This is a genomic window from Sphingomonas sp. DBB INV C78 (genome assembly GCF_042693015.1).
Classification (GTDB): Bacteria; Pseudomonadota; Alphaproteobacteria; order Sphingomonadales; family Sphingomonadaceae; genus Sphingomonas_E.
On record NZ_CP170544.1, the window covers coordinates 4071549 to 4095000 of the forward strand.

Annotated in this window: 23 protein-coding genes, 2 tRNA genes and 2 rRNA genes (1 of these 27 running past the window's edge); 13 read left to right on the top strand and 14 right to left on the bottom strand. The window is 64.9% G+C overall.

Translation table 11 applies throughout. The features are described from left to right. Positions 1–13: 13 nt before the first annotated feature. Both ACFB49_RS19290 and ACFB49_RS19295 read right to left on the bottom strand, forming a co-directional pair. Entirely contained in the window at positions 14–832 is an 819-nt protein-coding gene (locus tag ACFB49_RS19290; RefSeq protein WP_380872947.1) for an arylamine N-acetyltransferase, read from the bottom strand. A gap of 61 nt (positions 833–893) precedes the next feature. Then, a complete protein-coding gene (locus ACFB49_RS19295; RefSeq protein ID WP_380872948.1) occupies positions 894–1265 on the bottom strand; it encodes an STAS/SEC14 domain-containing protein in 372 nt (123 codons plus the stop codon). Positions 1266–1364: 99 nt separating this feature from the next. Here ACFB49_RS19295 and ACFB49_RS19300 point away from each other — a divergent pair, with 99 nt between their 5' ends. The 3 genes from ACFB49_RS19300 (at position 1365) to ACFB49_RS19310 (ending at position 2417) form a co-directional block, all read left to right on the top strand. Next, on the top strand, positions 1365–1655 hold the full coding sequence (locus ACFB49_RS19300) for an HNH endonuclease (RefSeq protein WP_380880040.1): 291 nt from the start codon (positions 1365–1367) through the stop codon (positions 1653–1655). 76 nt (positions 1656–1731) lie between these two features. Further along, positions 1732–2241, top strand: a complete 510-nt coding sequence (locus ACFB49_RS19305; RefSeq protein WP_380872949.1) for a hypothetical protein — start codon at positions 1732–1734, stop codon at positions 2239–2241. 102 nt (positions 2242–2343) lie between these two features. Beyond that, positions 2344–2417: transfer RNA gene (locus ACFB49_RS19310), tRNA-Gly, on the top strand. Between the two features lie 13 nt (positions 2418–2430). Here ACFB49_RS19310 and ACFB49_RS19315 read toward each other — a convergent pair. From ACFB49_RS19315 to ACFB49_RS19335, 5 genes are all read right to left on the bottom strand, one after another. Next, entirely contained in the window at positions 2431–3213 is a 783-nt protein-coding gene (locus ACFB49_RS19315) for an SDR family NAD(P)-dependent oxidoreductase (RefSeq protein ID WP_380872950.1), read from the bottom strand. Positions 3214–3337: 124 nt separating this feature from the next. Continuing rightward, positions 3338–3712 (bottom strand): hypothetical protein, encoded by a 375-nt coding sequence (locus tag ACFB49_RS19320; protein WP_380872951.1) that lies wholly within the window; start codon positions 3710–3712, stop codon positions 3338–3340. Between the two features lie 140 nt (positions 3713–3852). Continuing rightward, positions 3853–4584 carry a class I SAM-dependent methyltransferase gene (locus ACFB49_RS19325; RefSeq protein WP_380872952.1) on the bottom strand — a complete coding sequence of 244 codons (732 nt, stop codon included), beginning with the start codon at positions 4582–4584 and terminating at the stop codon, positions 3853–3855. Next, on the bottom strand, positions 4584–5552 hold the full coding sequence (locus ACFB49_RS19330; protein WP_380872953.1) for a glycosyltransferase family 2 protein: 969 nt from the start codon (positions 5550–5552) through the stop codon (positions 4584–4586). Before ACFB49_RS19330 ends, ACFB49_RS19325 begins: the two co-directional genes overlap by 1 nt. Positions 5553–5623: 71 nt before the next feature. After that, positions 5624–6856, bottom strand: coding sequence for an FAD-dependent monooxygenase (locus tag ACFB49_RS19335; protein ID WP_380872954.1), 1233 nt, complete (start codon positions 6854–6856; stop codon positions 5624–5626). Between the two features lie 163 nt (positions 6857–7019). On the opposite strand from ACFB49_RS19335, the gene ACFB49_RS19340 reads away from it, so the two are divergent. Then, positions 7020–9359, top strand: coding sequence for a DNA translocase FtsK 4TM domain-containing protein (locus ACFB49_RS19340; protein ID WP_380872955.1), 2340 nt, complete (start codon positions 7020–7022; stop codon positions 9357–9359). A 64-nt stretch (positions 9360–9423) separates the two neighbouring features. Further along, complete coding sequence (locus ACFB49_RS19345; RefSeq protein ID WP_380872957.1) at positions 9424–10080, top strand: outer membrane lipoprotein carrier protein LolA; 657 nt, start codon at positions 9424–9426, stop codon at positions 10078–10080. Positions 10081–10276: 196 nt separating this feature from the next. Here the strand turns inward: ACFB49_RS19345 and ACFB49_RS19350 are convergent, their stop codons facing one another. Then, positions 10277–11080 carry a hypothetical protein gene (locus tag ACFB49_RS19350; protein ID WP_380872958.1) on the bottom strand — a complete coding sequence of 268 codons (804 nt, stop codon included), beginning with the start codon at positions 11078–11080 and terminating at the stop codon, positions 10277–10279. A gap of 118 nt (positions 11081–11198) precedes the next feature. On the opposite strand from ACFB49_RS19350, the gene ACFB49_RS19355 reads away from it, so the two are divergent. Genes ACFB49_RS19355 through ACFB49_RS19365 form a run of 3 tightly spaced genes read left to right on the top strand, consistent with a single transcriptional unit; the run spans position 11199 to position 13548 of the window. Then, the gene (locus ACFB49_RS19355) at positions 11199–11993 is read left to right on the top strand and encodes an exodeoxyribonuclease III (protein WP_380872959.1); all 795 of its coding nucleotides are present in this window, start codon (positions 11199–11201) and stop codon (positions 11991–11993) included. Then, a complete protein-coding gene (gene ribA, locus ACFB49_RS19360; protein WP_380872960.1) occupies positions 11990–13051 on the top strand; it encodes a GTP cyclohydrolase II in 1062 nt (353 codons plus the stop codon). Before ACFB49_RS19355 ends, ribA begins: the two co-directional genes overlap by 4 nt. Then, positions 13048–13548, top strand: coding sequence for a L,D-transpeptidase (locus tag ACFB49_RS19365; RefSeq protein WP_380872961.1), 501 nt, complete (start codon positions 13048–13050; stop codon positions 13546–13548). The genes ribA and ACFB49_RS19365 overlap by 4 nt, the downstream gene beginning before the upstream one ends. Before the next feature lie 7 nt (positions 13549–13555). Here the strand turns inward: ACFB49_RS19365 and ACFB49_RS19370 are convergent, their stop codons facing one another. Further along, the gene (locus ACFB49_RS19370; protein ID WP_380872962.1) at positions 13556–14491 is read right to left on the bottom strand and encodes a ribose-phosphate pyrophosphokinase; all 936 of its coding nucleotides are present in this window, start codon (positions 14489–14491) and stop codon (positions 13556–13558) included. Between the two features lie 125 nt (positions 14492–14616). On the opposite strand from ACFB49_RS19370, the gene ACFB49_RS19375 reads away from it, so the two are divergent. Both ACFB49_RS19375 and ACFB49_RS19380 read left to right on the top strand, forming a co-directional pair. Beyond that, complete coding sequence (locus ACFB49_RS19375; RefSeq protein WP_380872963.1) at positions 14617–16269, top strand: NAD+ synthase; 1653 nt, start codon at positions 14617–14619, stop codon at positions 16267–16269. Beyond that, positions 16269–17603, top strand: a complete 1335-nt coding sequence (locus tag ACFB49_RS19380) for a glutamate--tRNA ligase (protein WP_380872964.1) — start codon at positions 16269–16271, stop codon at positions 17601–17603. The genes ACFB49_RS19375 and ACFB49_RS19380 overlap by 1 nt, the downstream gene beginning before the upstream one ends. Before the next feature lie 91 nt (positions 17604–17694). Here the strand turns inward: ACFB49_RS19380 and ACFB49_RS19385 are convergent, their stop codons facing one another. Together ACFB49_RS19385 and ACFB49_RS19390 are read right to left on the bottom strand one after the other, a co-directional pair. Continuing rightward, positions 17695–18216, bottom strand: coding sequence for a CHAP domain-containing protein (locus ACFB49_RS19385; RefSeq protein WP_380872965.1), 522 nt, complete (start codon positions 18214–18216; stop codon positions 17695–17697). A gap of 148 nt (positions 18217–18364) precedes the next feature. Then, on the bottom strand, positions 18365–19666 hold the full coding sequence (locus ACFB49_RS19390; protein WP_380872966.1) for an amidohydrolase family protein: 1302 nt from the start codon (positions 19664–19666) through the stop codon (positions 18365–18367). Between the two features lie 130 nt (positions 19667–19796). On the opposite strand from ACFB49_RS19390, the gene ACFB49_RS19395 reads away from it, so the two are divergent. From ACFB49_RS19395 to ACFB49_RS19405, 3 genes are all read left to right on the top strand, one after another. Continuing rightward, the gene (locus tag ACFB49_RS19395) at positions 19797–20066 is read left to right on the top strand and encodes a DUF3297 family protein (RefSeq protein ID WP_380872967.1); all 270 of its coding nucleotides are present in this window, start codon (positions 19797–19799) and stop codon (positions 20064–20066) included. A gap of 166 nt (positions 20067–20232) precedes the next feature. Beyond that, the gene (locus ACFB49_RS19400; protein ID WP_380872968.1) at positions 20233–20781 is read left to right on the top strand and encodes a hypothetical protein; all 549 of its coding nucleotides are present in this window, start codon (positions 20233–20235) and stop codon (positions 20779–20781) included. A gap of 100 nt (positions 20782–20881) precedes the next feature. Then, positions 20882–21931: an AI-2E family transporter gene (locus tag ACFB49_RS19405; RefSeq protein WP_380872969.1), complete on the top strand. Its 1050-nt coding sequence runs from the start codon at positions 20882–20884 to the stop codon at positions 21929–21931. A gap of 89 nt (positions 21932–22020) precedes the next feature. On the opposite strand, the gene ACFB49_RS19410 is transcribed toward ACFB49_RS19405, so the two are convergent. The 3 genes from ACFB49_RS19410 to ACFB49_RS19420 all read right to left on the bottom strand — a co-directional run. Beyond that, positions 22021–22097 (bottom strand) — tRNA-Met (locus ACFB49_RS19410). A gap of 98 nt (positions 22098–22195) precedes the next feature. Beyond that, positions 22196–22310 (bottom strand): 5S ribosomal RNA (gene rrf / locus ACFB49_RS19415). 129 nt (positions 22311–22439) lie between these two features. Next, positions 22440–23452: ribosomal RNA gene (locus ACFB49_RS19420) — 23S ribosomal RNA — on the bottom strand (it continues 1792 nt past the right edge of the window).

The following is a 23452-nucleotide window of genomic DNA, read 5'->3' on the forward strand; positions in this document are numbered from 1 at the left end:
CGCGGGCATCCGTTCAGAACAGGCCAAGTGCTGCAACCTCGCGCGCATCCAGCATAAGCCCGAACCGTTCGTCCAGCACGCGGCGATAGTTTTCCGCATCCGCGATCTCATGCGCACGCGTCTGGCCGTCCTCTCGCTCGGTGAAGCTGCGGTCGGTGAGCGCGATCAGCCCGCCTTGTGTCACCAGGCTGGCGATGCGCAGGGTCGTAAAGCGCGTGGCCGGCGCAGTCGCCGTCCAGTGATTGCCCATCGCCAGATCGCCCGGAAAGACCGGCTGGAGCGTGAAGCTATATTGATCGGCCCAGCCTTCGCCGGCATCCCTCTGCAACATCCACACCCCCTCCCCGGCCTTATCGCGCGCGATGAGGCGATGGCGCGCGCCGTCGGGCGTCACGCTTTCGGCGCCATCCACCAGCGGCAAAGGCGGGGTGAAGAGGCCGCCGAAACCTGCATCCGCGATCCACAGCGTGCCATCCAGCGTCACCAGGTTCAGCGTGTGCGTCTTGGGTGGCATCTCGTCCCCCGCCATCAGCCATACGCGCGCCAGCAACGGGCGGGCGGAGAAGCCCGCGGCCAGCAGCGCGCGCAGGAAAAGCTGGTTCTGCTCGAAGCAATAACCGCCGCGCCGGTCCCCGACGAGCTTGGCGAACACCCGATCGGGATCGACGCTGATGCCGCGGCCGAGAATGATGTCGAGATTCTCGAATGGGATCGCCAGCCGCTGCGCCCTCTGGATTGCGGCCAGCCCTGCGCCATCCGCCGGCAGCGCGTCGATCCCGATCCGCGCGCAATATGCGGCCTGTTCCCTTGGGTTGAGCGGTGTTGGCAGCATGCGATCCTCCCGGCCCGCTTGTGCCGTGGCGGACGCAAGTTGGGCAAGCGCGAACGCAAGGTCAGCTTACGCCCGCCACCCACTCCATCGCCTTGTCCTGCTCGCCCGGATCGAAGCAGCGAATTTCCATGAACGGGATGAATGGGCTCGCTACCTTGGAGAGCGTGCGGATCCACTGCTTGTCGGTGATAACCGCCTCACGCGGAAAGCGGCTGAGTTGGAATAATTTGGACAGGCCGTAGCGCAGATCCTTGCCGGCGGCCTGCAAGGTAATGTCCTTGAATTCGGAGAGGTCCGCCAGCACGCCCCATTTCTCGCGGCCCTTCAGCCGCTCCTCCAGATCGGCGATCAGCCGGTCATAATCGTCGGCGTCGACAATGCCCGAAAGCTTGTAGGCCGCGACATTTTCCGGCGAGGGAAGGATTTCCAGCATCACTTTCTCCTGCGTTGCCGCCGATCAACGCATCTGTAACGATCAGGCTCCCGAACGGGGCTTGGCAACGGCAAAGGTGAACCACTGGCTTCGGAGCGACTGAACCACCCCGATGCGACGGCCGGCCAACGCTGCTGGTTGTGCGGCCGCCCGCTCGGTCATCGCATCGAATGGCACCATCCGCTGCCCAAGAGCCGCGGCGGGCGGATGACGGTCGCGCTCCACCCGATCTGCCACCGCACGATCCATGCCACCTTCTCCAACGCGGAACTGGCCCGGCTGCCCGGTGAGGCCGCAGCGCTGACGCCCCATCCTGCCATCGCCCGGTTTCTAGCCTGGATCGCCGACAGGCCGCCCGATTTTCACGCGCCGACCAGGCGAGGCCGTTAGAATTCATCGAAAATCTAGGCAGCCCTCAACAATTCGGGCATGATCGCTTCTTCAGTTGCCAGAGCCGGGGGCGCTTATGGCCAGTGAGATTGGCGTCGAGATCGTAAAGGGCGTTGCCGCCGTGGCCGTGGCGGCGGTCGCAGCTTTCGGCGGCTATCAGGCCGGGCTGAAGAAGCCGACCGAGATTCCCGATCCCCCGCAAGTGATCGCTAATCAGATGGAGCCGTCCCCGCCATCCATCATTCCGGATTCGGTGCCCGACAATGCGCCGCTCAAAGCCAGGCTCGCGGCCGCCAATGCGAAGATCGCGACGGTGCAAAGCACGGCCTGGTACAATCCCCTGCCGGCCGAAGCGAGCGCCGCGCAATGCGTGACGCAGATGTCGAAGCAGCTGAAGGACTCCCAATACGGCATCCAATATTCGACCGAGAATACCGTGGTTTTCAGGGACGGCGAAAATCAGATCCTGCTGTGGTGTGTCGAAGACAAGGATATGATCATCTCGATCATCTCGGGCTTTTCCGCGCAAAGCACCGAGGCCAGCCGCGAAATCGCCAAGAACATCATGATGGGCGCCTATCCCTGACCTTCCCGCCGCCGGTGACCGGCCGGCCACCGGATCATGTCGAGTGCATCGATGTTGACGACCTGCCCCCGATGATGGCAGGGGCACAGCCGCTGAAGCGCTGCGGGTATAGCTCAATGGTAGAGCACTAGCCTTCCAAGCTTGTGATGCGGGTTCGATCCCCGCTACCCGCTCCAGCCCTTCCCTACCTCAGCCCAGCTTGGGCGCACCCGGAACGGCCATGTAATAATGGCCGGCATTGAGACCGCCATCGACCGACAATTCGGTGCCGATGCAATAGCGGGCATCGTCCGACGCCAGGAACGCGGCCGCCGCGCCGATATCGGCCGGATCGCCAGCGCGCTGGGCCGGGTAGACCTTGAAGCCCTGATCGAACTGTTCGCGCGTCACCCCGGCCTGATTGGCGAGCGGCGTGTAGATGCCGCCGGGGTGGATGGTGTTGACGCGGATGCCGCGGTGGCCGAGTTCTAGCGCCGCCGACTGGCTGAAGCCGCGCACGCCGAACTTGGATGCGCAATAGGGGCTGAGGCCGTTCGCGGCCGAGATGCCGTCGGCCGAGCTCATATTGATGATCGTGCCGCCACCGGCGCGTTCGATCGCAGGGATGATCGCCTGGGTGCCGATCATCGTACCGATCAGATTGACCTCGATGATCTTGCGCATCTCGTCTTCGCTGAGATCGTCGAGCGCCTTGAAGATGATGATGCCGGCATTGTTGACCAGGCTGTCGATCCTGCCGAAGCGCGCTTCAGTGGCGGCGATCACGCGGTCCCAGTCGGCCCGCTTGGTGACGTCCAAATGTTCGTAGGCGGCAACATCCCTAAGCTCGGCTGCGAGCGCCTGGCCTGCGTCGTCGAGCACGTCAGCGATGACTACCCGCGCGCCTTCCTCCACGAAGCGGCGGACGATCCCTTCGCCGATCCCGCGGGAGCCGCCCGTCACGATCGCCACCTTGCCTTCGAGCCGCCGCATATCCTCACTCCCCGATGCTATTCCGTGAGGGGCGGATTAGGCCGTCGCCGAGCGGCTTACAATACGCAAAGACGCAGCCGATCCCGGCTTCAAAATCGAAATGCGGCGACCCGTGACGCGATCGTCAACTCCATTTGAACTTGGTCAGCACGCCGTTGCGCGTCGAGCATTGGAATTTCTTCTTGCTGGTCTTCACATTGCCCTTGGAGTCCGTCTTGACGACGTTGACCTCCGCGGTGACGCCGGCAACGCCATCACTCTTCTTGTCGGTGTCCTTCACCTCGCGCAGCGTGATCGCGGTCGCGCCCAGCTCGACCTTGCGGTTCGAAGCCTCCTGCATGCAGACCTGTGTGGCGATATCGCGTGCGTCACCCTTCATCGGCGGCGCCGACGCCGGCTCAGGAGCAGACGCCGCCACATCGGTTGGCGGCGGCGTTTCCTGCGCCTGGGCGGGGACCATGATCAACACGCTCAGCGCGATCAGGCTCATCTTCCGCATGTTCGCTGTTCCTTCCATGTTGCGCATTCACGCGCACGGTTGGAACTATTCCGGAGCAGACCGGCCCGCCGCAATCGGGGGAAACCCCGAACCGGCCGCGTGACGATTCCGAATGAAAATACCCCCGGCTGGCGTGATGGTCAGCGAGAGGGTTCGGCCACCAAGCCGATCGAAACGCCGAAAGGCAGGCTGTGCCGGCCAACCACGTGCCGCTCGAAGCCAAACAGCGTGCCGAGCAGGCCATTAACCGGCTTTGGCGGCATGGCGTCATCCCCGCCTTCGCGGCCCAACAATTTGCCTAGCCCGCGTGCCGCCGCGATGAGCGGGAAAAGCACAGTGTTGAAATGGGTGGCATGTGTCACCTTAAGTCCGCTGTCGGCGAATACTTTCTTCACCTCGGCCATGGTGTAGCGGCGCTGATGATGATGGGCGACATCGTGCGAACTCCACATCCAGGGCGAAGCCGGCACGGTGACGAGGATCTTACCGCCAGGCTTGAGCTTGGCGACGAGCGAGGCCAGCGCCTCGCGATCGCCGGGGATATGTTCGAGCACATCAAGCAGCACGATCAGGTCATAGGCGCCGTCTTCCAGCGCGACGCCATCGGGCAGCAGCCCGCCCTTGACCGCGACACCGGTCCGCTCGGTTGTCAGCGCGCGGGCCTGATCGTCCGGCTCGATCGCGTCGACGGTGCCATAATGCTGCAGCATCCTGATATTCGATCCCGTGCCGCACCCCACCTCCAGAATGCGCGCGCCAGGCTTCGGCCGGGCCTGCTGCTCGATCAGCGCCGCGATGATGCGGCGCCGGGCGACGAACCACCAGTGGGCTCCGTCGATCTCGGCCATCCGGTCGTAAATCGCCCGGTCCATCAGTCTTCACCCCCGATACGCTCACGGACCACATAGATCGGCCGGTGCTTCACCTCGACGAGGATGCGCCCGACATATTCACCGAGCACGCCAAGCGATATCAATTGCACGCCGCCCAGGAACAGGGTGGCCACCATGAGCGAGGGATAGCCAGCGACATCCGCGCCGTAGAGCACCGTGCGCACGAACACATAGCCGGCATAGATGAGTGCGAACAAGGCGATCAGGCTGCCCAGATAGCTCCACACGCGGAGCGGCACCGTGGATGCGGACGTAATCCCGTCGATCGCCAGCGTCCACAGCTTCCAGTAATTGAACTTGGTAGTGCCGACGGCGCGCTCGGCTCGATCATATTCGACCGCCGCCTGGCGGAAGCCCGACCACGCAAACAGTCCCTTCATGAAGCGGTTGCGCTCCGGCATCACCTTGATGACCTCGACCACCTTGCGGTCGAGCAGGCGGAAATCGCCGGCATGCTCGGGGATCTTGTCCGACGAGAGCCAGTTATGCGCGCGATAATAGAATTCCGCGGTCATCCGCTTGGGCAGCGAATCCGTCTGCCGATCGCGACGGACGCCGTAGACCACCTCGAAGCCTTCCCGCCAGCGATCGAGCATCTGGCCGATCACTTCGGGCGGATCCTGCAGGTCGACATCGATCGGCACGACGGCATCGCCGCGAACATTGTCCAGACCCGCGGACAGCGCGGCCTCCTTGCCGAAGTTGCGCGACAGCGAAAGCGCACGGATGCGGGGATCGGCGTGGTGCGCCGTCCAGATCGCGGCCAGCGTGGCATCGTCACTGCCGTCGTCGACGAACAAGATCTCCCAGATCAGCGGCGCGCCGTCCGGCTCGCGCAGGGCATCAAGCACGGGGGTGATGCGCGCCACGAAGGGGCCGATCGCGGCCTCCTCATCCTTGACGGGCACGATCATCGACAGGCGTGGGCCGGCGGCGGAAACGGACATTGGGGAAACTTCCATGGGGTCTCGCCCCGCGCATAGCGGGTAGCGCTCGGATCGAACAGTATCAGGATGAATCAGGCGTGGAGACCCTGCAACAGCTTCGGCAGCTTGCCGGTCTCGCCGCGGGCCTCCGCCATGAAGCGGCGCTTCAAGGGGCCGATCCGCTCGACCGCGCCCAGCCCGAAGCGGCGGACCGCCGAAGCGGTGCGACCGCGCAGACCGAACAGCCGGGTCAGGCTGTCGGTGGCAGCCGCGACCATGAAGGTATCAAGCGCGCGCCAGCGTTCGTAGCGCGCCAGCAATTGCGCATCGCCGAGGTCCAGTCCCAGTCGCGCGCCTTCCACCAGCACTTCGGTTAGCGCCGCGACGTCGCGGAAGCCGAGGTTAAGGCCCTGGCCCGCGATCGGGTGGATGCCGTGCGCCGCATCGCCCACCAGCGCCAGCCGCTGGCCGGTAATGTTCGCCGCATGATGGAAACCGAGCGGGTAACTTGACAGCGCCGAGCAGAGTTCCAGCTTGCCGAGCAGCCCGCCCATCTTCTTCTCCGCTTCCGCCGCAAAGGCGCGCGGACCGAGGCCGAGCATCGCTGCCGCGTCGCCTTCGGCCACCGTCCAGACGATCGCGGAACGATGGCGACCCTCCGCATCATCGACCAGCGGCAGGATCGCGAAGGGGCCTTGCGGGTAGAAGATTTCGTGCGCGACGCCGCGATGTGGGCGTTCATGATTCACCGATCCGATGATCGCCGCGTGATGATAGCGCCAATGGGCGATGCGGATGCCCGCCGCGTCGCGCGTCGGCGATCGCCGGCCTTCGGCGCCGATCAGCAGCGGCGCACGCACCGTGCGGCCATCGGCGAGCGTCACGCGCGCAGCCGTCGCATCGCGCGTCACCTCGGCCGGCCGCGCCGGCATCAGCAGATTGATCCCGGAGGCCGCCAGCGCGGTTTCGCGCAGCGCCGTGCGAAGCAGCCGGTTTTCGAACATGATGCCGACCGCACCATCATCCTCGCCCGGCTCGAACAGCAGCGCTTCCGGCGTCAGCCCGTCGGTGACGCGGATCGTTTCGATCGGACAGCCCTTGCCTTCCAGCCGCGTGCCGACGCCGATCGTCTGCAGCATCCGCCACGGCGCGCTCGCCACCGCCGACGCACGGCCGTCAAAACTCGTCGCCAGCATGGCTTGCGGATCCGCCGGGTCGATCACCGTCGAACTGAGCCCGTGCGCGTTGAGCGCGATGGCCAAGGTCAGCCCGACAAGGCCACCGCCCAGAATGATGACGTCGCTGTTGAAGTCCGCGCTTTCCATGTCTGCCTGTTAGCGGCTGTCGACGGCCTGCGCCACCAGTGTCGACGAGTTGCGCCCGCCGCGCTTGACCGGGACTCCCTGCCGGGCGCATTGTTGCCATCGGAACATTTCAGGCACGCCGGACGGGGCTTGGTCGGCGGGGGCGGCAATGGCGGACAGCAGCATGGCAACGGAACAACCTGTGTGGCGGGAAACGGCGCGACGCGTCGCGCAACGCAGCGGATCGATGGGCGCGGCGCTGGGCCTGCTCGCGCTGATGCTGATGCTCGCCTTTGCACTGGCGAGCTACCAGCCGACCGATGCCGCGCTCAACACAGCCGCCGGTGGCGATGTTCGCAACATATTGGGCACGCCCGGTGCCTGGGTGGCCGATCTGCTGCTCAGCCTGCTCGGCCCGCCCGCCGCCTTGCTGCTGCCGATCGGCATCATCGCCGGGCTGCGGCTGTGGCGCGGCGCGACGATCGGCAAGTGGAAGCGGTCGCTGGGCGTGTGCGTGATCGGGCTGCTGCTGCTCGGCATCGCCTTGTCGCTGCTGCGCGGGGGATCGGTGGCCGGCCTTCCCGCCGGCTGGGGCGGCGTTGTCGGGCTGGTCGCGGCACGCGGCGTGGATTCGCTGGTAGCGCTGGTCCGCGATCCGATGTGGGTGGCGGGACTCCGCGTCGCCTGCATTCTGCTGTTCGGCGCGGGCGGCCTCACCATCTGGATCTGGGGGCTGGGGCTGGAGGCCGGCGAGCGCGAGTGGCTGTTCCGTCGTCGCGAACGTGACGATGATGGGGAAACCCCGTCGCGCGGCATCCGGCCGACGAAGGCGCCCGCAAAGATCCGTGAAGCCGCCCCGGCGCCGCGTGCCCGCATCGAGACGCTCCCCGATGAGGAGGATCTGCCGGGACCGACGATCAAGGAACCCGAACGCCGGCCGCCGCAGCCCAAGGAAGTCCGCAAGGGCACCAACCAGCAGCAGCTTCCGCTCGGCGACACCTATGTGCTGCCGCCGCTCAGCCTGCTCGCGGAGCCGCCGGCGTCCGCCGCGCCGTCGATCGACCGTACCGGTCTGGAACGCAACGCCCGCCTGCTCGAAACCGTGCTCGACGATTTCCACGTCAAGGGCCGCATCGTCGAGGTCCGCCCCGGCCCCGTCGTCACCATGTACGAACTGGAACCGGCATCGGGCATCAAGGCCAGCCGGGTCATCCAGCTCGCCGACGATATCGCCCGCAACATGTCCGCGCTATCGGCGCGCGTCGCCACCATCCCCGGCCGCACCGTCATCGGCATCGAGCTGCCCAACAAGGTCCGCGAGTCGGTCGTGTTGCGTGAACTGATCGACAGCGCCGCCTTCGAAAGCCAGGGCGGCGCGCTGCCGCTCGTGCTCGGCAAGAATATCGCCGGCGATCCCGTCATCCATGATCTCGCGCCCATGCCCCATCTGCTCGTCGCCGGCACCACCGGTTCGGGTAAGTCGGTGGGCCTCAACTGCATGATCGTGTCCTTGCTCTACCGGCTGACGCCGGATCAGTGCCGGATGATCATGATCGATCCCAAGATGCTGGAGCTCAGCGTCTATGACGATATTCCCCATCTCCTCTCGCCCGTCGTCACCGAGCCGCAGAAGGCGGTCCGCGCGCTCAAATGGGCGGTCGAGCAGATGGAGGACCGCTATCGCATGATGGCGTCCGTCGGCGTCCGCAGTCTGGCGAGTTTCAACGATCTCGTCCGGACCGCGCGCGCGAAAAACAAGCCGCTCACCCGCCGCGTCCAGACCGGTTACGACGCCGAAACCGGCCAGCCGATCTACGAGGAAGAGAAGCTCGAGTTCGAGATCCTTCCCCAGATCGTCGTCATCGTCGACGAACTCGCCGATCTGATGATGACCGCCGGCAAGGAGGTGGAATTCCTCATCCAGCGCCTCGCCCAGAAGGCGCGCGCCGCCGGCATCCACCTGATCATGGCGACGCAACGCCCCTCGGTCGACGTCATCACCGGCGTCATCAAGGCGAACCTGCCGACGCGGATCAGCTTCCAGGTCACCTCCAAGATCGACTCTCGTACCATCCTCGGCGAACAGGGCGCCGAACAATTGCTCGGCAAGGGCGACATGCTGTTCATGCCCGGGGGTAAGCAGATCGCCCGCGTCCACGGCCCGTTCGTGTCAGATGACGAGGTGCGGGCGGTCGCCGATCACTGGAAGGCGCAAGGCACGCCCGAATATATCAACGCCGTCACCGAAGAACCGCTCGAATCCTACGAGCTCGAAGGTGCGCCGACCGGCCCCGACGATCCCGAAACCAAGGATTATCGCCGCGCCGTCCAGCTCGTCGTCGAGAATCGCAAGGCCTCGACCAGTTGGCTCCAGCGCCAGCTCCGCGTCGGCTACAACTCCGCCGCAAGGCTGATCGAACGGATGGAGAAAGACGGCGTCATCTCGTCGCCCGATCATGTCGGCCGCCGCGAAGTGCTGCTGGAGATTGGCGACCTGCCCGATTTCGGCCGACGCCTGGGCTGAGGCTGAACATTACGGAACCGACCGGTTCACAGGGCATTCAACGCCGGTAAGGCAGTTGTGCGCCATGATTCTTTCGGAGACCAGAATGATCCGCCCTTTCCTGTTCGCGCTGGCCGCAGCGCCGCTGGCAATCATCGGCGCCACCAGCGCGACGCCGCCTGCGGCCGCCCAGGCTGCCGACCCGCTGGCCCAGGTTTCCCAGCACCTGAAAGCGGTCAGCACGATGACCGCGGCCTTCGCGCAGACCGACCGTAACGGCAAGACGATCAACGGCACGCTGACGATGAAGCGACCGGGCCATATCCGCTTCGAATATCAGAAGGGCGTGCCGCTGCTGATCGTCGGTGACGGCAAGGCACTGACCATGATCGATTATCAGGTGCGGCAGGTCTCGCGCTGGCCGATCGGCAATTCGCCGCTCTCCGTGCTGCTCGATCCGTCAAAGGATCTGTCGCGTTTCGCCAAGGTGCTGCCGGTCACCGATCCGCGCATGCTGCTCGTCCAGGCGCATGATCCCAAGCGGCCCGAATTCGGCACGATCACCATCGCCTTCACCCGCTCGGCCTCGGCGCCCGCCGGCCTGATGCTGCGCGGCTGGACGACGATCGACGCGCAGAACAACCGTTCGACGATCCAGCTGTCGAATCAGGCCTTCAACGTCGCGGTCAGCGACAAGGCGTTCCGTTGGAACGACCCGCGCCCGCGCGGCGCCAAAGGCTGACGATTTTCTGGCTGTCCATTCATCGCCGCGACAGCTTCAAGGCGATAATAACCATCAAGCGGCCATGGCAAGCCGCACGGGATTTCCCCCTGTTGCCCGTGCGCATCATGCCATGTCCCGCCTTAGCGTGACGAACGCAAGGTCGGCCCCTGCTCCACGCCCCCGGAGCAGGGGCCATTCCTTTGGGGAAAAGCCTTTAGCTGCAGTTGCTTTTGCGCACCGTGGTGACATCCGTCACCTTGCTGCTGCGCGTCGCGACCGACAGGCACTGGTTGGTATGGCCGTTCCAGTAATAAGCGGTGTGGCCACCATCGGGATTGGTGCCGCGATCGACCTGGCGGAAGCCGCGCTTGGAAAGCTCGCCCGTCGCCCAGCTCGAATCCTGATACACCAGGTCGGACACGTTCACATAAGCCCCATAGCCGCCGCGCGACTGGTTGGGCCGATAGCTCGTCTCCTGGTTGCGCTGCTGGACGCCCGCCGCATAGCCGTTCGAATAGGGGTCGCTGCGCGAATAATTATGATAATCCTGATGGTAGAGGCCGTCGCGATAGCCGCGCTCATAATCGGCCTCTGACTGGCTGTCGGAATAATGCTGCTTGTCGTCATGGTCGTGCGACTTGTGGGACAAGGCCAGCACGCCGAGCAGCGCCACGGCGCCAACTGCGACCGCCGCGGCCGTCCCATCGCTGTTGCTGCCACTCTTCTGCCCGCAATCGGGCGCGGGCGTCTTCGTGATGCTGTCATAACGGCCATCGCGAGTGGCAACCGAAAGGCACTGTTTCTTGGTGGGATGCCACCAATAGGTGTAGCTGCGGTCATCGCTCTTGGAACCGCTTTGGAGCACGTAACCGCGGGATTCGAGCGCGCTTTCGCCGGATGATGCCTTGGCGCCCACCAGGTCCTGGACATCGCTGGGCGCCGCGGCCTGCGCGGGCACGCCCGTCACCGCCGCGGCAAGCAATCCGGCAAGGCTGACGGCGGAGATAAGCTGCTTCATTCGACAACTCCCTGTTACCCAACGAAGACCATAGGTTACATGATTTGGCGTCCCCAGTAACGACCTCCGCGATTTCGCCGTCTGGCGTATCGGCATCGGCCTCGCTACATCCGCGGCCATGGCCGACACGCTCAAGATCGCTTCCTGGAACATCAATTCGGTGCGCGCGCGCATGGATATCGTCACGCGCCTCCTGACCGAGGAAGCACCCGACATCCTGTGCCTGCAGGAAACCAAGGTGATGAACGACATCTTCCCGGGCGATCCGTTCCGCAAGCTCGGCTATGTCCATCAGGTGCTGAACGGCCAGCAGATGCACCACGGCGTCGCGATCCTGAGCAAGGTGCCGCTCGACGCCGATCTCCGCCACGATTGGCAGGATAATGGCGAGGCGCGCCATATCGGCGTGCGCCTGCCCAACGGCGTCCGGCTGGAAAATGTCTATGTCCCCGCCGGCGGCGACATTCCCGATCGCACGCTCAACCCCAAATTCGGCCAGAAGCTCGATTTCGTCGAGCGGATGACGCGCTGGTCGGAGGTGTTGGCCGAGCCCACGCTGATCGTCGGCGATTTCAACATCGCCCCGCTCGAATGCGACGTGTGGAGCCACAAGCAGCTCCTCGATGTCGTCAGCCATACGCCGATCGAGGTCGAGGCGCTCACCCGACTCCAGCAGAGCCATGACTGGGTGGATCTCGGCCGTCATTTCGTGCCCCCGCCCGAGCGGCTCTACACCTGGTGGAGCTACCGATCGAAGGACTGGACCGCCAACGACCGCGGCCGCCGGCTGGATCATATGTGGGCGAGCCCCAGCGTCGCAGCGGCAGCGACCGCGCACAAAGTGCTCGAACCCTGCCGCAGTTGGCTCAAGCCGTCGGATCACATCCCGCTGGTGACGGAGTTCAGCTTTTGAGCGATCTGCGCGCCGCGGCCCATGCGCTCGATGCGCTCCGGCGCGGCTGGCCGGTGCGCATCTCGTCTCCACAAGGGTCGATCGCGGTGCTCGCGGTCGAGACCGCCGATGACGGCCGCCTCGCTGCCTTCGATCCCGCGGCGCGCGCCGACATCCTGTTGTCGAGCGGCCGCGCCGCGACGCTCAAGCTCGCCAACCAGCTCGCGGCCGCGACGCCGGGCACCGCGGTTCGCATCGAACGGGCACCCTGGCTCGATCTTCCGGCCGCCGTCGCGCTGGCCGATCCGGCGCTCGATCTCGCGACGCCGCTGAAAGGCCCCTATCGCGCCGTTTCTACCGCGTCGCCGGAAGCCGCGGCCGCCGCATTGCGGCTCGCCCGCCTGGCCGGCCTGCTGCCCGCCTTCTTCGTGATCGACGGTGGCGCCGGCGAGGTCGAGGTGTCCGCCGACGCCATCGCCGATCAGGATGCACCCGTCCGCCTCGTTATCGCCGCCCGCGCGCGTCTGCCGGTCGAGGTAGCCGAGCACAGCGAGATCGTCGCCTTCCGCAATGCCGATGACGCCGCCGAGCATGTCGCGCTCATCATCGGCACACCCGATGGCACGCCCCCGTTGGTCCGCCTCCACAGCGAATGCCTGACGGGCGACGTGCTGGGATCGCTCAAATGCGATTGCGGGCCGCAGCTTCATGCCGCGCTCCACGAGATTGCGGATTCCGCGTGGGGCATCCTGCTCTATCTGAGGCAGGAAGGGCGCGGCATCGGCCTCGTCAACAAGCTCCGCGCATACGCCCTGCAGGATCAGGGCTATGATACGGTCGATGCCAATGTGCGGCTGGGCTTCGATATTGATGCCCGCGATTTCGGCGTCGCCGCGCGGATGCTGACCCTGCTGGGGCAGGACAAGGTGCGCCTGCTCACCAACAATCCCGCCAAGGTGGCGGGGCTGGAGGCCTCCGGGGTGACGGTGGTCGAGCGCGTGGCCCACGCCATGGAAGCCAATCCGCACAACCGCGCCTATCTCGATACCAAGCGCGACCGGACGGGCCACCAATTATGATCCGCGTCGATGCGTCCGCCCGCACGCTCACCATCGGTGACCGAGCCCTGCCATGCGTGGTCGGCCGATCGGGCACCTGCCCGGCCGATGCCAAGCGCGAAGGTGACGGCATGACGCCAATCGGCTGGTGGCCGGTGCGCGCGGTGCTGTTCCGCCCCGGCCGCGCCGCGCCGCCGGAAGGATTGAAGCTGCCCTGGCGCTGGATCCGCGAAAATGATGGCTGGTCGGACGATCCCGCCGACCCCGCTTACAACCGGCCGATCTGCCACCCCCGCGCCACCTCGGCCGAACGGCTGTGGCGCGAAGACGGCCTCTATGACGTGATCGTCATCCTCGGCCACAATGATGCGCCGCCCGTGCCCGGCATGGGCAGCGCGATCTTCCTGCATTGCTGGAATGACGCCCAGCCCACCGAGGGCTGCGTCGCGGTCGAGAAGGCCGAGTTGCTGGCCCTCCTCCCGGCCATTCAGCCGGGAGAGGCGCTCGAAGTCCGCTAGATCAGTCTCAGTCGAACAGCGACGAGACCGAGCTTTCGTCGGCGATGCGCTTGATCGCTTCGGCGAGCAGCGGCGCGATCGGCAGGTGGCGGATCTTGGCCGCCGCCGCCACGGCATCGGGCGCGCCGATCGAGTCGGTGATCACCAGCTCGCGCAGTTCCGATCCGTCGACACGGGCGACCGCACCGCCCGAAAGCACGCCGTGCGTCACATAAGCAACCACGTCCTCGGCGCCCGCCTGCTTCAGCGCTGCGGCGGCGTTGCACAGTGTGCCCGCCGAATCGACGATATCGTCGACGAGGATGCAGAAGCGGCCGGAAACGTCGCCGATGATGTTCATCACTTCCGATTCGCCGGCGCGCTCGCGACGCTTATCGACGATGGCGAGGGGGGCATTCTCGAGCCGCTTGGCGAGCGCGCGGGCGCGGACAACGCCGCCGACGTCAGGCGAGACGACCATCAGATTCTTGCCGGCGAAGCGGGCGTGGATGTCCGCCGACATTACCGGCGCGGCATAGAGATTGTCGGTCGGGATATCGAAGAAGCCCTGGATCTGCCCGGCGTGCAGATCGACCGAAAGCACGCGGTTGGCGCCTGCGGTGGTCAGCAGGTTGGCGACCAGCTTGGCCGAGATCGGCGTGCGCGGGCCGGGCTTACGGTCCTGCCGGGCATAGCCGAAATAGGGGATGACCGCGGTGATCCGCTTGGCCGACGCGCGCTTCAGCGCATCGATGCAGATCAGCAATTCCATCAGATTGTCGTTGGCCGGATAGCCGGTCGACTGGATGACGAACACGTCCTCGCCACGGACATTCTCATGAATCTCGACGAAGACCTCTTCGTCGGCGAAGCGTCGGACGCTCGCTTCCGTCAGGGGGATTTCGAGATAGGCCGCGATCGCTCGCGCCAGCGGCAGGTTGGAATTGCCGGCCAATAGTTTCATGTTCGTCCTCGCTGCCGCGTTTTGCGGCCTCTTAGTCGGGTCCGGCCCATGGGGAAAGGGGTGGCGTGCATGGCAAGGCCCACGGGCACTGGCCGTTCGACCGATCCCGGCCTAAACGGGGCGCCATGACGACGCGCCTTTCCATCCTCCTCGCCCAGCTCAACCAGGTCATGGGCGACCTTTCCGCCAATGCCGATGCGATGCTGGAGGTGCGCGGCCGCTGGCCCGACGCCGATCTGATCCTGTTCCCGGAACTTCAGCTCATCGGCTATCCGCCCGAGGATCTGGTGCTGAAACCCGCGCTGATCGCCCGCGCGCATGATGAGATCCAGCGCATGGCCGCAGTAACCGCAGACGGCGGCCCGGCGATGCTGGTCGGCACGGTGATCGCGCTCGATGATGGCCTCTATAACGCGATGGCGCTGCTCGATCGGGGCGCGGTGGCGGCGATCATCCGCAAGCATGAACTGCCCAATTACGGCACCTTCGACGAAAAGCGTCTCTTCCAACCCGGACCGCCGCCCGAGCCGATCCACTTCCGCGACGTGCGCATCGGCGTGCCGATCTGCGAGGACATCTGGTTCCCCAAGGTCACCGAGCAGTTGAAGGCGGCCGGCGCGGAAATCCTGCTGTCGCCCAATGGCAGCCCCTATGAACTCGACAAGGACGATCTGCGCGTCGGCCTCGTCCGCAAGCGCGTTGCCGAAACCGGCCTGCCGCTTGCTTATCTCAACCGCGTCGGCGGGCAGGACGAGCTGGTGTTCGACGGCTCCTCCTTCGTCGTCAACGGCGACGGCACGATCGCCTTGCAGATGCCTGACTGGGAAGCGTCCGAAACGCTGACCGTCTGGGAAAAGCAAAGCGATCGCTGGGCCTGCGTGCCCGGCGAAATGCACGCGCTCGATGTCGCCCCTGCCGATCTCTACCATGCGATGATGGTGGGCCTACGCGACTATGTGAACCGCAACCGCTTTCCCGGCGTCGTCCTCGGCCTCTCGGGCGGCATCGACAGCGCGTTGTCAGCCGCGGTGGCGGTCGACGCACTGGGCCCCGATCGGGTGTGGTGCGTGATGATGCCGTCGTGCTTCACCGGCGACGAAAGCCTGTCCGACGCCGCCGAATGCGCCCGTTTGTTGGGCGTGAGGCTCGATACCATCGCGATCGAACCGGCCATGCTCGCCTTCGATGGGATGCTCGCCGATGCCTTTGCCGGGCGCCATCGCGATCTGGCCGAGGAGAATATCCAGTCGCGCATCCGCGGGCTGACCTTGATGGCAATCAGCAACAAGTTCGGCCACATGCTGCTTACCACCGGCAACAAGAGCGAGATGTCGGTCGGCTATGCGACCATCTATGGCGACATGGCCGGCGGCTATTCGGTGCTGAAGGACGCCTACAAGACGACCGTCTTCGTGCTGTCCGAATGGCGCAACGCCAACCGGCCGACGCTGAGCCTCGGCCCCGATGGCCCGGTGATGCCGCAAAATGTCATTATCAAGCCGCCGACCGCGGAACTGCGCGACAATCAGAAGGATTCGGATTCGCTGCCGCCTTATGACGTGCTCGATCCCATCCTGCAGGGGCTGGTCGAGGAGGAACTGGCGGTCGCCGATCTGGTGGCGCGTGGCTTCGACGGCGATACCGTCGCCCGCGTCGAACGCCTGCTCTACATCGCTGAATATAAAAGGCGCCAGGCGCCGCCGGGTGTGAAGCTCGGCACCCGCAATTTCGGCCGCGATCGGCGCTATCCGATCACCAACGCCTTCCGGTCCATCTGATGATCACCACCCGCTTCGCGCCGTCGCCCACCGGGCGGCTCCATGTCGGCAATATCCGCGCCGCGCTCCACAATTGGCTGTTCGCGCGCCAGCAGGGCGGGCGCTTCCTGCTGCGGCTCGACGATACCGACGCCGAACGATCGAGCGAGGCCTTCGTCGAGGCGATCCGCGCCGATCTCGCCTGGCTCGGTCTCGTGCCCGACGGCGAGGAACGCCAGTCGCACCGTTTCCCGCTGTACGAGGCCGCGTTCGATCGGCTGCGCGCGGCGGGCCGCGTCTATCCGGCCTACGAAACCCAGCAGGAGCTTGATCTCAAACGCAAAATCCTGGCGGGCCGGGGGCTGCCGCCGGTCTATGATCGCGCGGCGCTGGCGCTCTCCGACGTCGATCACGCCGCGTTCGGAGCCGAAGGCCGCACACCCCATTGGCGCTTCAAGCTCGACCATGGCTCAGCCATCGAATGGGACGATCTGATCCGCGGCCACCAGCGCTTCGATCCGAAATTGCTGTCCGATCCCGTCGTCCGCCGCGCCGACGGGAGCTGGCTCTACATGCTGCCCAGCGTGATCGACGACATTGAAATGGCCGTCACGCATGTCGTGCGCGGTGAGGACCATGTCACCAATACGGGCCTCCAGCTCCAGATGTTCGCGGCGCTCGGGGCCGAGCCGCCCGCCTTCGCCCATGAGGCGCTGCTCACCGGCAGCGAGGGCAAGCTTTCCAAACGGCTCGGTGCGCTCGGCTGCGACGCCTTCCGCGAGATGGGGATCGAGCCGCTCACCTTGCTCGCGCTCCTCGCCCGCATTGGCACCAGCGATCCGGTCGAGCCGGTCGCCGAGGCGGCGGAGCTGCTCCACGCCTTCGATTTCAGCCGCTTCGGCCGCGCACCCGCTCGCTTCGATCTGGACGAGCTGACCGCGCTCAATTCGCGGGTGATCCATCGCCTCCATTTCCAGGATGTCGCCGATCGCCTGCCCGAGGGCATGGACGCGACGGCCTGGCACGCGATCCGCCCCAACCTCGCCACCGTAGCGGAGGCAACGGACTGGTGGCATGTCGTCGAGGGTCCGCTGTCCACGCCGGCGCTGCCGGACGAGGACCGCGCATTTCTCGGCGAGGCCGTGAGGGTCGCCGAGGGCATCGACTGGAGCGCCGATCCCTGGCCGGCGCTGACCACGCTGCTCAAGGATATCAGCGGCCGCAAGGGCAAGGCCCTGTTCTTGCCGCTCCGCCTCGCGCTCACCGGCCGCGATCACGGCCCCGACATGGCGGCATTGCTGCCATTGATCGGGCGTGATCGGGCGCTGGAGAGGTTGAAAGCGGCGGCCCAATAGCAGCCGTCATCCCAGCGGAAGCTAGGATCTCTCGAAGTAATTCCGTCCTAGTCGAACGGGATGCCAGCCTTCGCTGGCATGACGGAACTTGTCAGTTCGTGAGATCAGAACCGGCAGCCAGCGCAGCCTTGGCGGCTTCGGCGGCGGCATAGATGAAGCCGTTGGTCGGATAAGACGTGGTGCCGAGGCTCTGGGTCGGCGCCCACCAGACGCGGACCTGGCTCCAGTCGCCCTTGGGCGAGACGTCAACCGCGGTCACGTCATGTTCCACCTGGCCGCGACGGCCGCCGATCAGCGACCAGTTGGCGTGGGTCAGCTTCACGGTGCGGGCGTCGATGATCTGGCTGACGGTCGCGACATGGCCGGCGGGCATCGCGCGGAAGGCACGGAAGGACAGCACCGATCCGATCGCAGGCGTCTGGCCACGCTGATATTTGCCGGCGGCCTGCGCCCACCAATCAGCGGCGCGACCGAAAAGCTGGATGCCGGAGAACATGCGGGCGAAGGGCGCGCACTGCCAATATTGGCTCTGCGCCGCAGCCGGGGTCGCGGTCAGCGTCATCGACGCCAGCAGCATCGCCGCCATTCCGGCCCAGAAAGAGTTGCGCTTCATAGAGTCCCCGCGTGCCCTGACCACTTGCTAGGCGGCTATGGTGCGCTGCGGGAAGACCAAAGGGTTAACATTGATAAGCTTTTGCGGTGGATTGCGCCCTGCCTCCGACAAGTTGAGTGGCAGGGCGCACAACCAATCCGGGGCAGGTTCAGTCGAGTTGCTTGACCACATCTCCGCCCTTCATCACGAATCCTACCGCTTTCAGCACCTTCACATCGGCCAGCGGATCGCCCGCCACCGCGATCAGGTCTGCGGCCTTGCCCGGTTCGATCGAGCCCACCTGATCCTTCAGGCCCAGCAGATCGGCGGCATTGGTGGTCGCCGCGACGATCGCCCCCATCGGCGTCATCCCATGCTTCACCATCAGCTCGAATTCATCACCATTGCGGCCATGCTTGGACACGCCGGCATCGGTGCCGAACGCGATCTTCACACCCGCCGGCACCGCCTTTTCCAGCGCTTTGCCGGTGATCGAGATCCGCCAGTCGATCTTGGCGCGCACATCCGGCGCATAGGCGTTCGGGTCTTTCGCAATCCGCTCCAGATAACCATTCACCGTCGAAAGCGTCGGGACATAATAAGCCCCGCTCTTCTTGAAGGCGGCGATATCGGCATCGTCCATCAGCGTGCCATGCTCGATCGAATCCGCGCCCGCGGCCAGCGCCAGCGCAATCCCGTCGGCGCCATGCGCATGGACGGCGACCTTCTTGCCATAGAGATGCGCGGTATCGACGATCGCCTTGGCCTCGTCGTCGAACATCTGCTTGCCGAGGCCGGCGCCGATGCGGCTGTTGACCCCGCCCGTCGTCGCGATCTTGATCACGTCGGCGCCGCGGCCGATCTGCACGCGCACCGCCTGGCGGCAGGATTCCGGCCCGTCGCAGAGATTTTCCGGCGATCCGGTATGGTGCCGCTGATCGTCATTGAGGCCGAGCCGGCCATCCATATGGCCCGAGGTCGTCGAGATCGACGTGCCGGCGTCGACGATGCGCGGCCCCACCGCCCAGCCGCGGGCGATGGCGTCGCGCAGCGCCAGCGTCGCGCCGTCGGAATCGCCGAGGTTGCGGACCGTCGTGAAGCCGGCGTCGAGCGTCTTGCGGGCGTTCCATGCGGCCTCATAGGCATGCATCGGCACGCCTTCGGTGAAGCTCGCGAGCAGGCCTTCATTGCCCGCGCGATCGGATTCGAGATGAACGTGGGCATCGATCAGCCCCGGCAGGACGAAACGATCCTTGAGGTCGATCACCCGCGCGCCGGCGGGGGCGTCGACGAAGCCATCGCGCACCTCCGCAATCTTGCCGCCACGGACGATGATCGTAGCATTGCGTCGCGGTGCTTTGCCGGGGCGATCGAGCAGCGTGCCGGCATGGATGACGACATCGCCGGTCGTCGGCTGCGCAAGCACCGGCGTCGCAATGAGGGCCGCGGTAAGGGCAAGCAGAGCGCGCATGATTTGGAATCCCCCGAATTGTCTCGAATTTTTGGATGAACGCCATCAACCACAGCCGCGGCGGATTGAAAAGCGGCCCCGCCTGCGGCTATGGGCGACGCATTCAAATTTCCCCGAAAGCGCAAATCCCATGTCCGACACGCCCCCCGATCGCCTTTCGACCAATCCGAAGAGCCCGCATTTCGATGCCGAGGCGCTTCAGCGCGGCGTCGGCATTCGCTTCAAGGGCGCCGAGAAGACCAATGTCGAGGAATATTGCGTGTCCGAAGGCTGGGTGCGGATGGCCGTCGGCAATTCGCGCGATCGCTTCGGCAATCCGATGACGGTCAAGGCCAGCGGCCCGGTCGAGCCTTATTTTCGTGACGCTGTGGCCGACGAGGACAAGCCCTCCGACAACTGATCGACTCGTTTTTGAGTCGGTTTGGCGCATTCGCTGCGCCGCAATGTTGCATTGCAGCAAAAATCATGCTCCCATCGCGATTGCGGCGGGTTACGGTTAAGCTCTCGGAAACCAACCGGGTGCATGATCCGTATCTCGAAGGCATAGGGTTCGAGGGGGGTTGATCATGGGCACCCAGGCGAGACCGGCGGATGGAGCGATGACGCTCGCCGAGATGAAAGAATTTGCCAGCTTTGCCGCCGGCACTCAGCGTTATATTCGCCGCTCGCTCGACGTCGGCTTCTACCGCGAAGACGCAATGGAGCGCTGGTCGCGCGACGTGATCGAAACCGCCAGCATCCGCGCGCAGATCCGCATCTACGGCCGGCTCGAACATATCAGGGCGATGGTGCCGGACGATAGCGGCCTCGAAGCAGTCGAGCCCTTCTTGGCGCCTCTGGTCATCGTTTCGGCCTTCGATCTCGGTCAGGATCGGTTGACGACCTTCGGCGCCTATCGCTTCCTTTATGAGCGGCTGATCGGTGCGCATGTCCGCCCCTGGCTGCCCGGCGCCTTCTGCGCGGCCGCGGCGCTGCCGCATCTTCACCCGGAAAAGCGGCGGATTCTGCTGCAGTCGATCAGCGAGGCGGCCGCGACCGCGCCGGGCTGGTCCAATCGCGAGCCCTGCTTCTTCCCCGAATGGGTGGACAAGGTGGAAACCCGCCTGGCCAATTAGGTCCGGCTGATCTCACCCGTCGGCAGCGGGGGATAAACCCCGATATTCGCGCGACTAAGGCAATGCTACGCCAGCCCTCTCGTGGGAGTGCCGGCTGTCGATGCAGATTTCCGCCCGCCATATCCTGTTCGCCGCGCTCGCCGCGACCGCATTGTGGATGGTCCGCGGCTTCCTGCTGCCGCTCGCCTGGGGCGTCATCCTCGCGATCACGCTCTGGCCGCTCTACCAGCGATGGATCTCTCGGCGGCCGACCGCGGGCAAACCGCTGCTGATCCCGCTGGTTTTTACTTTTGCGACGGGCCTGCTGCTGATCATGCCCTTGGCCGTCGCCGCGATCGAGGCTGCGGTCGACAGCCATATCGTCCTCTCCTGGCTGAGCGAGGTTCAGCACACGGGCATCCCTCCGCCGGAGCGCCTCGCACATCTGCCGCTCATTGGCGGGCGGGCCCATGCGTGGTGGCAAGCCAATCTTGCCGATCCCCAGGCAGCCGCCAACGCCGTCAGCCGTTTCGTCATGGGTTCGGCCGCTTCCTGGATCGGCACGATCGGCGGTGAAGTCGCGCGGCGATCGCTGGCGCTGCTCTGCGGACTTCTGGCGCTGTTCTTCCTGTTGCGCGACGGGCAGCCGCTGGCGCAGCAAACGCTGCTCGTGGCGCGCAGAATGCTCGGCGATTTCGGCGATCATTTCGTCCGCCGGCTGACTCTGGCCGTGCGCGAGACGGTTGGCGGCACGGTGATTGTGGCGCTCGGTGAAGGCGTCGTGATCGGGATCGGATATGCCGTGGCGGGTGTCCCACGGCCGGTGCTGTTCGCCGTGCTGACCGCAGCGTTCGCGATGCTGCCCTTCGGGGCATGGATCATGTTCACGGCTGCGTCGGCCATTCTGCTCGCGCACGGCCTGGTGCTCGCGGCGGTTCTGCTGTTCCTCTACGGTGCGACGGTGATGATGATCGGCGACAATCTCGTGCTGCCCTATCTCATCGGCAGCTCGACGCGCCTGCCCTTCATCTGGGCGCTGATCGGCACCTTCGGCGGTCTCGAGACCTTCGGCCTTGTCGGGCTGTTCCTGGGACCGGTCATCATCGTGGCGCTGCTGGTGGGATGGCGGGAGTGGATCGAGCACGGCAACGGCCGAACGGCTGAGCCGTGATGTGCCGATACGCGCCGGTGGCACGGGTGATCGGGCCCGGAAGTTTGGCGCTTGGGCCTGAGGGTCAGGATGTAGGATTGGGTTTATGTTGGTTGCGGGGACAGGATTTGAACCTGTGACCTTCAGGTTATGAGCCTGACGAGCTACCGGGCTGCTCCACCCCGCGCCAACGAGATCGGCCGCACGAGGCGGCCGATATGTCCCTCCTTTTGGGAGGGATTATGAATGGGTTCTGGATCCGTGCTGATTTGCGCTGGCTTCAAAGCCTGGCGACGACCTACTCTTCCATTGCTTAAGCAATAGTACCATCGGCGCAGTCTGGTTTCACGGCCGAGTTCGGGATGGGATCGGGTGGGTCACAGACGCTATGGCCACCAAGCTATGGAGCCAGCGCAATTGGGTGTCCCGTCAGAGTATCTGGCGGGTTCCGTGCAGGGATTTGGGTTAGAAATCGATATTACTGTTGCTGTGAGATTATCCACATCAGCGCTGTCGTTGATGGTGGGACTCTCTAGTGCGAATAGAGCAATTAGTATCGGTTAGCTCCATGGATTACTCCACTTCCACATCCGATCTATCAACGTCGTGGTCTTCGACGGCTCTATGATATCTTATCTTGAGGGAGGCTTCCCGCTTAGATGCTTTCAGCGGTTATCCCGTCCATGCATAGCTACCCTGCTGCACCGTTGGCACGATGACAGGTCCACCAGAGGCATGTTCAACCCGGTCCTCTCGTACTAGGGTCAACTCCTCTCAAATATCGACGCCCACGGCAGATAGGGACCAAACTGTCTCGCGACGTTCTGAACCCAGCTCACGTACCACTTTAATTGGCGAACAGCCAAACCCTTGGGACCTGCTCCAGCCCCAGGATGTGATGAGCCGACATCGAGGTGCCAAACAACCCCGTCGATATGAGCTCTTGGGGGTTATCAGCCTGTTATCCCCGGCGTACCTTTTATCCGTTGAGCGATGGCCCTTCCACGAGGGACCACCGGATCACTATGACCGACTTTCGTCTCTGCTCGACTTGTCAGTCTCGCAGTCAGGCTGGCTTATGCCATTGCACTCTAACAGCCGGTTTCCAACCGGCCTGAGCCAACCTTCGCGCGCCTCCGTTACTCTTTAGGAGGCGACCGCCCCAGTCAAACTACCCGCCACAGAGGGTCCCTGATCCAGTTTCATGGATCGAGGTTAGACATCAGAAAACAACAGGGTGGTATTTCACCTATGGCTCCACATCGGCTGGCGCCAATGCTTCAAAGCCTCCCACCTATGCTACACAGTTCTTTCCTAATGCCACTCTGAAGCTGCAGTAAAGGTGCACGGGGTCTTTCCGTCTAACCGCGGGTACTCCGCATCTTCACGGAGAATTCAATTTCGCTGAGCATGTACTGGAGACAGTGGGGAAGTCGTTACGCCATTCGTGCAGGTCGGAACTTACCCGACAAGGAATTTCGCTACCTTAGGACCGTTATAGTTACGGCCGCCGTTTACCTGGGCTTCATTTCGGAGCTTGCA

Bases quoted from the DNA above. Each gene is read 5' to 3' on its own strand.
- ACFB49_RS19290 (WP_380872947.1), bottom strand. From the start codon at position 832: ATGCTGCCAACACCGCTCAACCCAAGGGAACAGGCCGCATATTGCGCG.
- ACFB49_RS19295 (WP_380872948.1), bottom strand. From the start codon at position 1,265: ATGCTGGAAATCCTTCCCTCGCCGGAAAATGTCGCGGCCTACAAGCTT.
- ACFB49_RS19305 (WP_380872949.1), top strand. From the start codon at position 1,732: ATGGCCAGTGAGATTGGCGTCGAGATCGTAAAGGGCGTTGCCGCCGTG.
- ACFB49_RS19315 (WP_380872950.1), bottom strand. From the start codon at position 3,213: ATGCGGCGGCTCGAAGGCAAGGTGGCGATCGTGACGGGCGGCTCCCGC.
- ACFB49_RS19320 (WP_380872951.1), bottom strand. From the start codon at position 3,712: ATGCGGAAGATGAGCCTGATCGCGCTGAGCGTGTTGATCATGGTCCCC.
- ACFB49_RS19325 (WP_380872952.1), bottom strand. From the start codon at position 4,584: ATGGACCGGGCGATTTACGACCGGATGGCCGAGATCGACGGAGCCCAC.
- ACFB49_RS19330 (WP_380872953.1), bottom strand. From the start codon at position 5,552: ATGTCCGTTTCCGCCGCCGGCCCACGCCTGTCGATGATCGTGCCCGTC.
- ACFB49_RS19335 (WP_380872954.1), bottom strand. From the start codon at position 6,856: ATGGAAAGCGCGGACTTCAACAGCGACGTCATCATTCTGGGCGGTGGC.
- ACFB49_RS19340 (WP_380872955.1), top strand. From the start codon at position 7,020: ATGGCAACGGAACAACCTGTGTGGCGGGAAACGGCGCGACGCGTCGCG.
- ACFB49_RS19345 (WP_380872957.1), top strand. From the start codon at position 9,424: ATGATTCTTTCGGAGACCAGAATGATCCGCCCTTTCCTGTTCGCGCTG.
- ACFB49_RS19350 (WP_380872958.1), bottom strand. From the start codon at position 11,080: ATGAAGCAGCTTATCTCCGCCGTCAGCCTTGCCGGATTGCTTGCCGCG.
- ACFB49_RS19355 (WP_380872959.1), top strand. From the start codon at position 11,199: ATGGCCGACACGCTCAAGATCGCTTCCTGGAACATCAATTCGGTGCGC.
- ACFB49_RS19365 (WP_380872961.1), top strand. From the start codon at position 13,048: ATGATCCGCGTCGATGCGTCCGCCCGCACGCTCACCATCGGTGACCGA.
- ACFB49_RS19370 (WP_380872962.1), bottom strand. From the start codon at position 14,491: ATGAAACTATTGGCCGGCAATTCCAACCTGCCGCTGGCGCGAGCGATC.
- ACFB49_RS19375 (WP_380872963.1), top strand. From the start codon at position 14,617: ATGACGACGCGCCTTTCCATCCTCCTCGCCCAGCTCAACCAGGTCATG.
- ACFB49_RS19380 (WP_380872964.1), top strand. From the start codon at position 16,269: ATGATCACCACCCGCTTCGCGCCGTCGCCCACCGGGCGGCTCCATGTC.
- ACFB49_RS19385 (WP_380872965.1), bottom strand. From the start codon at position 18,216: ATGAAGCGCAACTCTTTCTGGGCCGGAATGGCGGCGATGCTGCTGGCG.
- ACFB49_RS19390 (WP_380872966.1), bottom strand. From the start codon at position 19,666: ATGCGCGCTCTGCTTGCCCTTACCGCGGCCCTCATTGCGACGCCGGTG.
- ACFB49_RS19395 (WP_380872967.1), top strand. From the start codon at position 19,797: ATGTCCGACACGCCCCCCGATCGCCTTTCGACCAATCCGAAGAGCCCG.
- ACFB49_RS19400 (WP_380872968.1), top strand. From the start codon at position 20,233: ATGGGCACCCAGGCGAGACCGGCGGATGGAGCGATGACGCTCGCCGAG.
- ACFB49_RS19405 (WP_380872969.1), top strand. From the start codon at position 20,882: ATGCAGATTTCCGCCCGCCATATCCTGTTCGCCGCGCTCGCCGCGACC.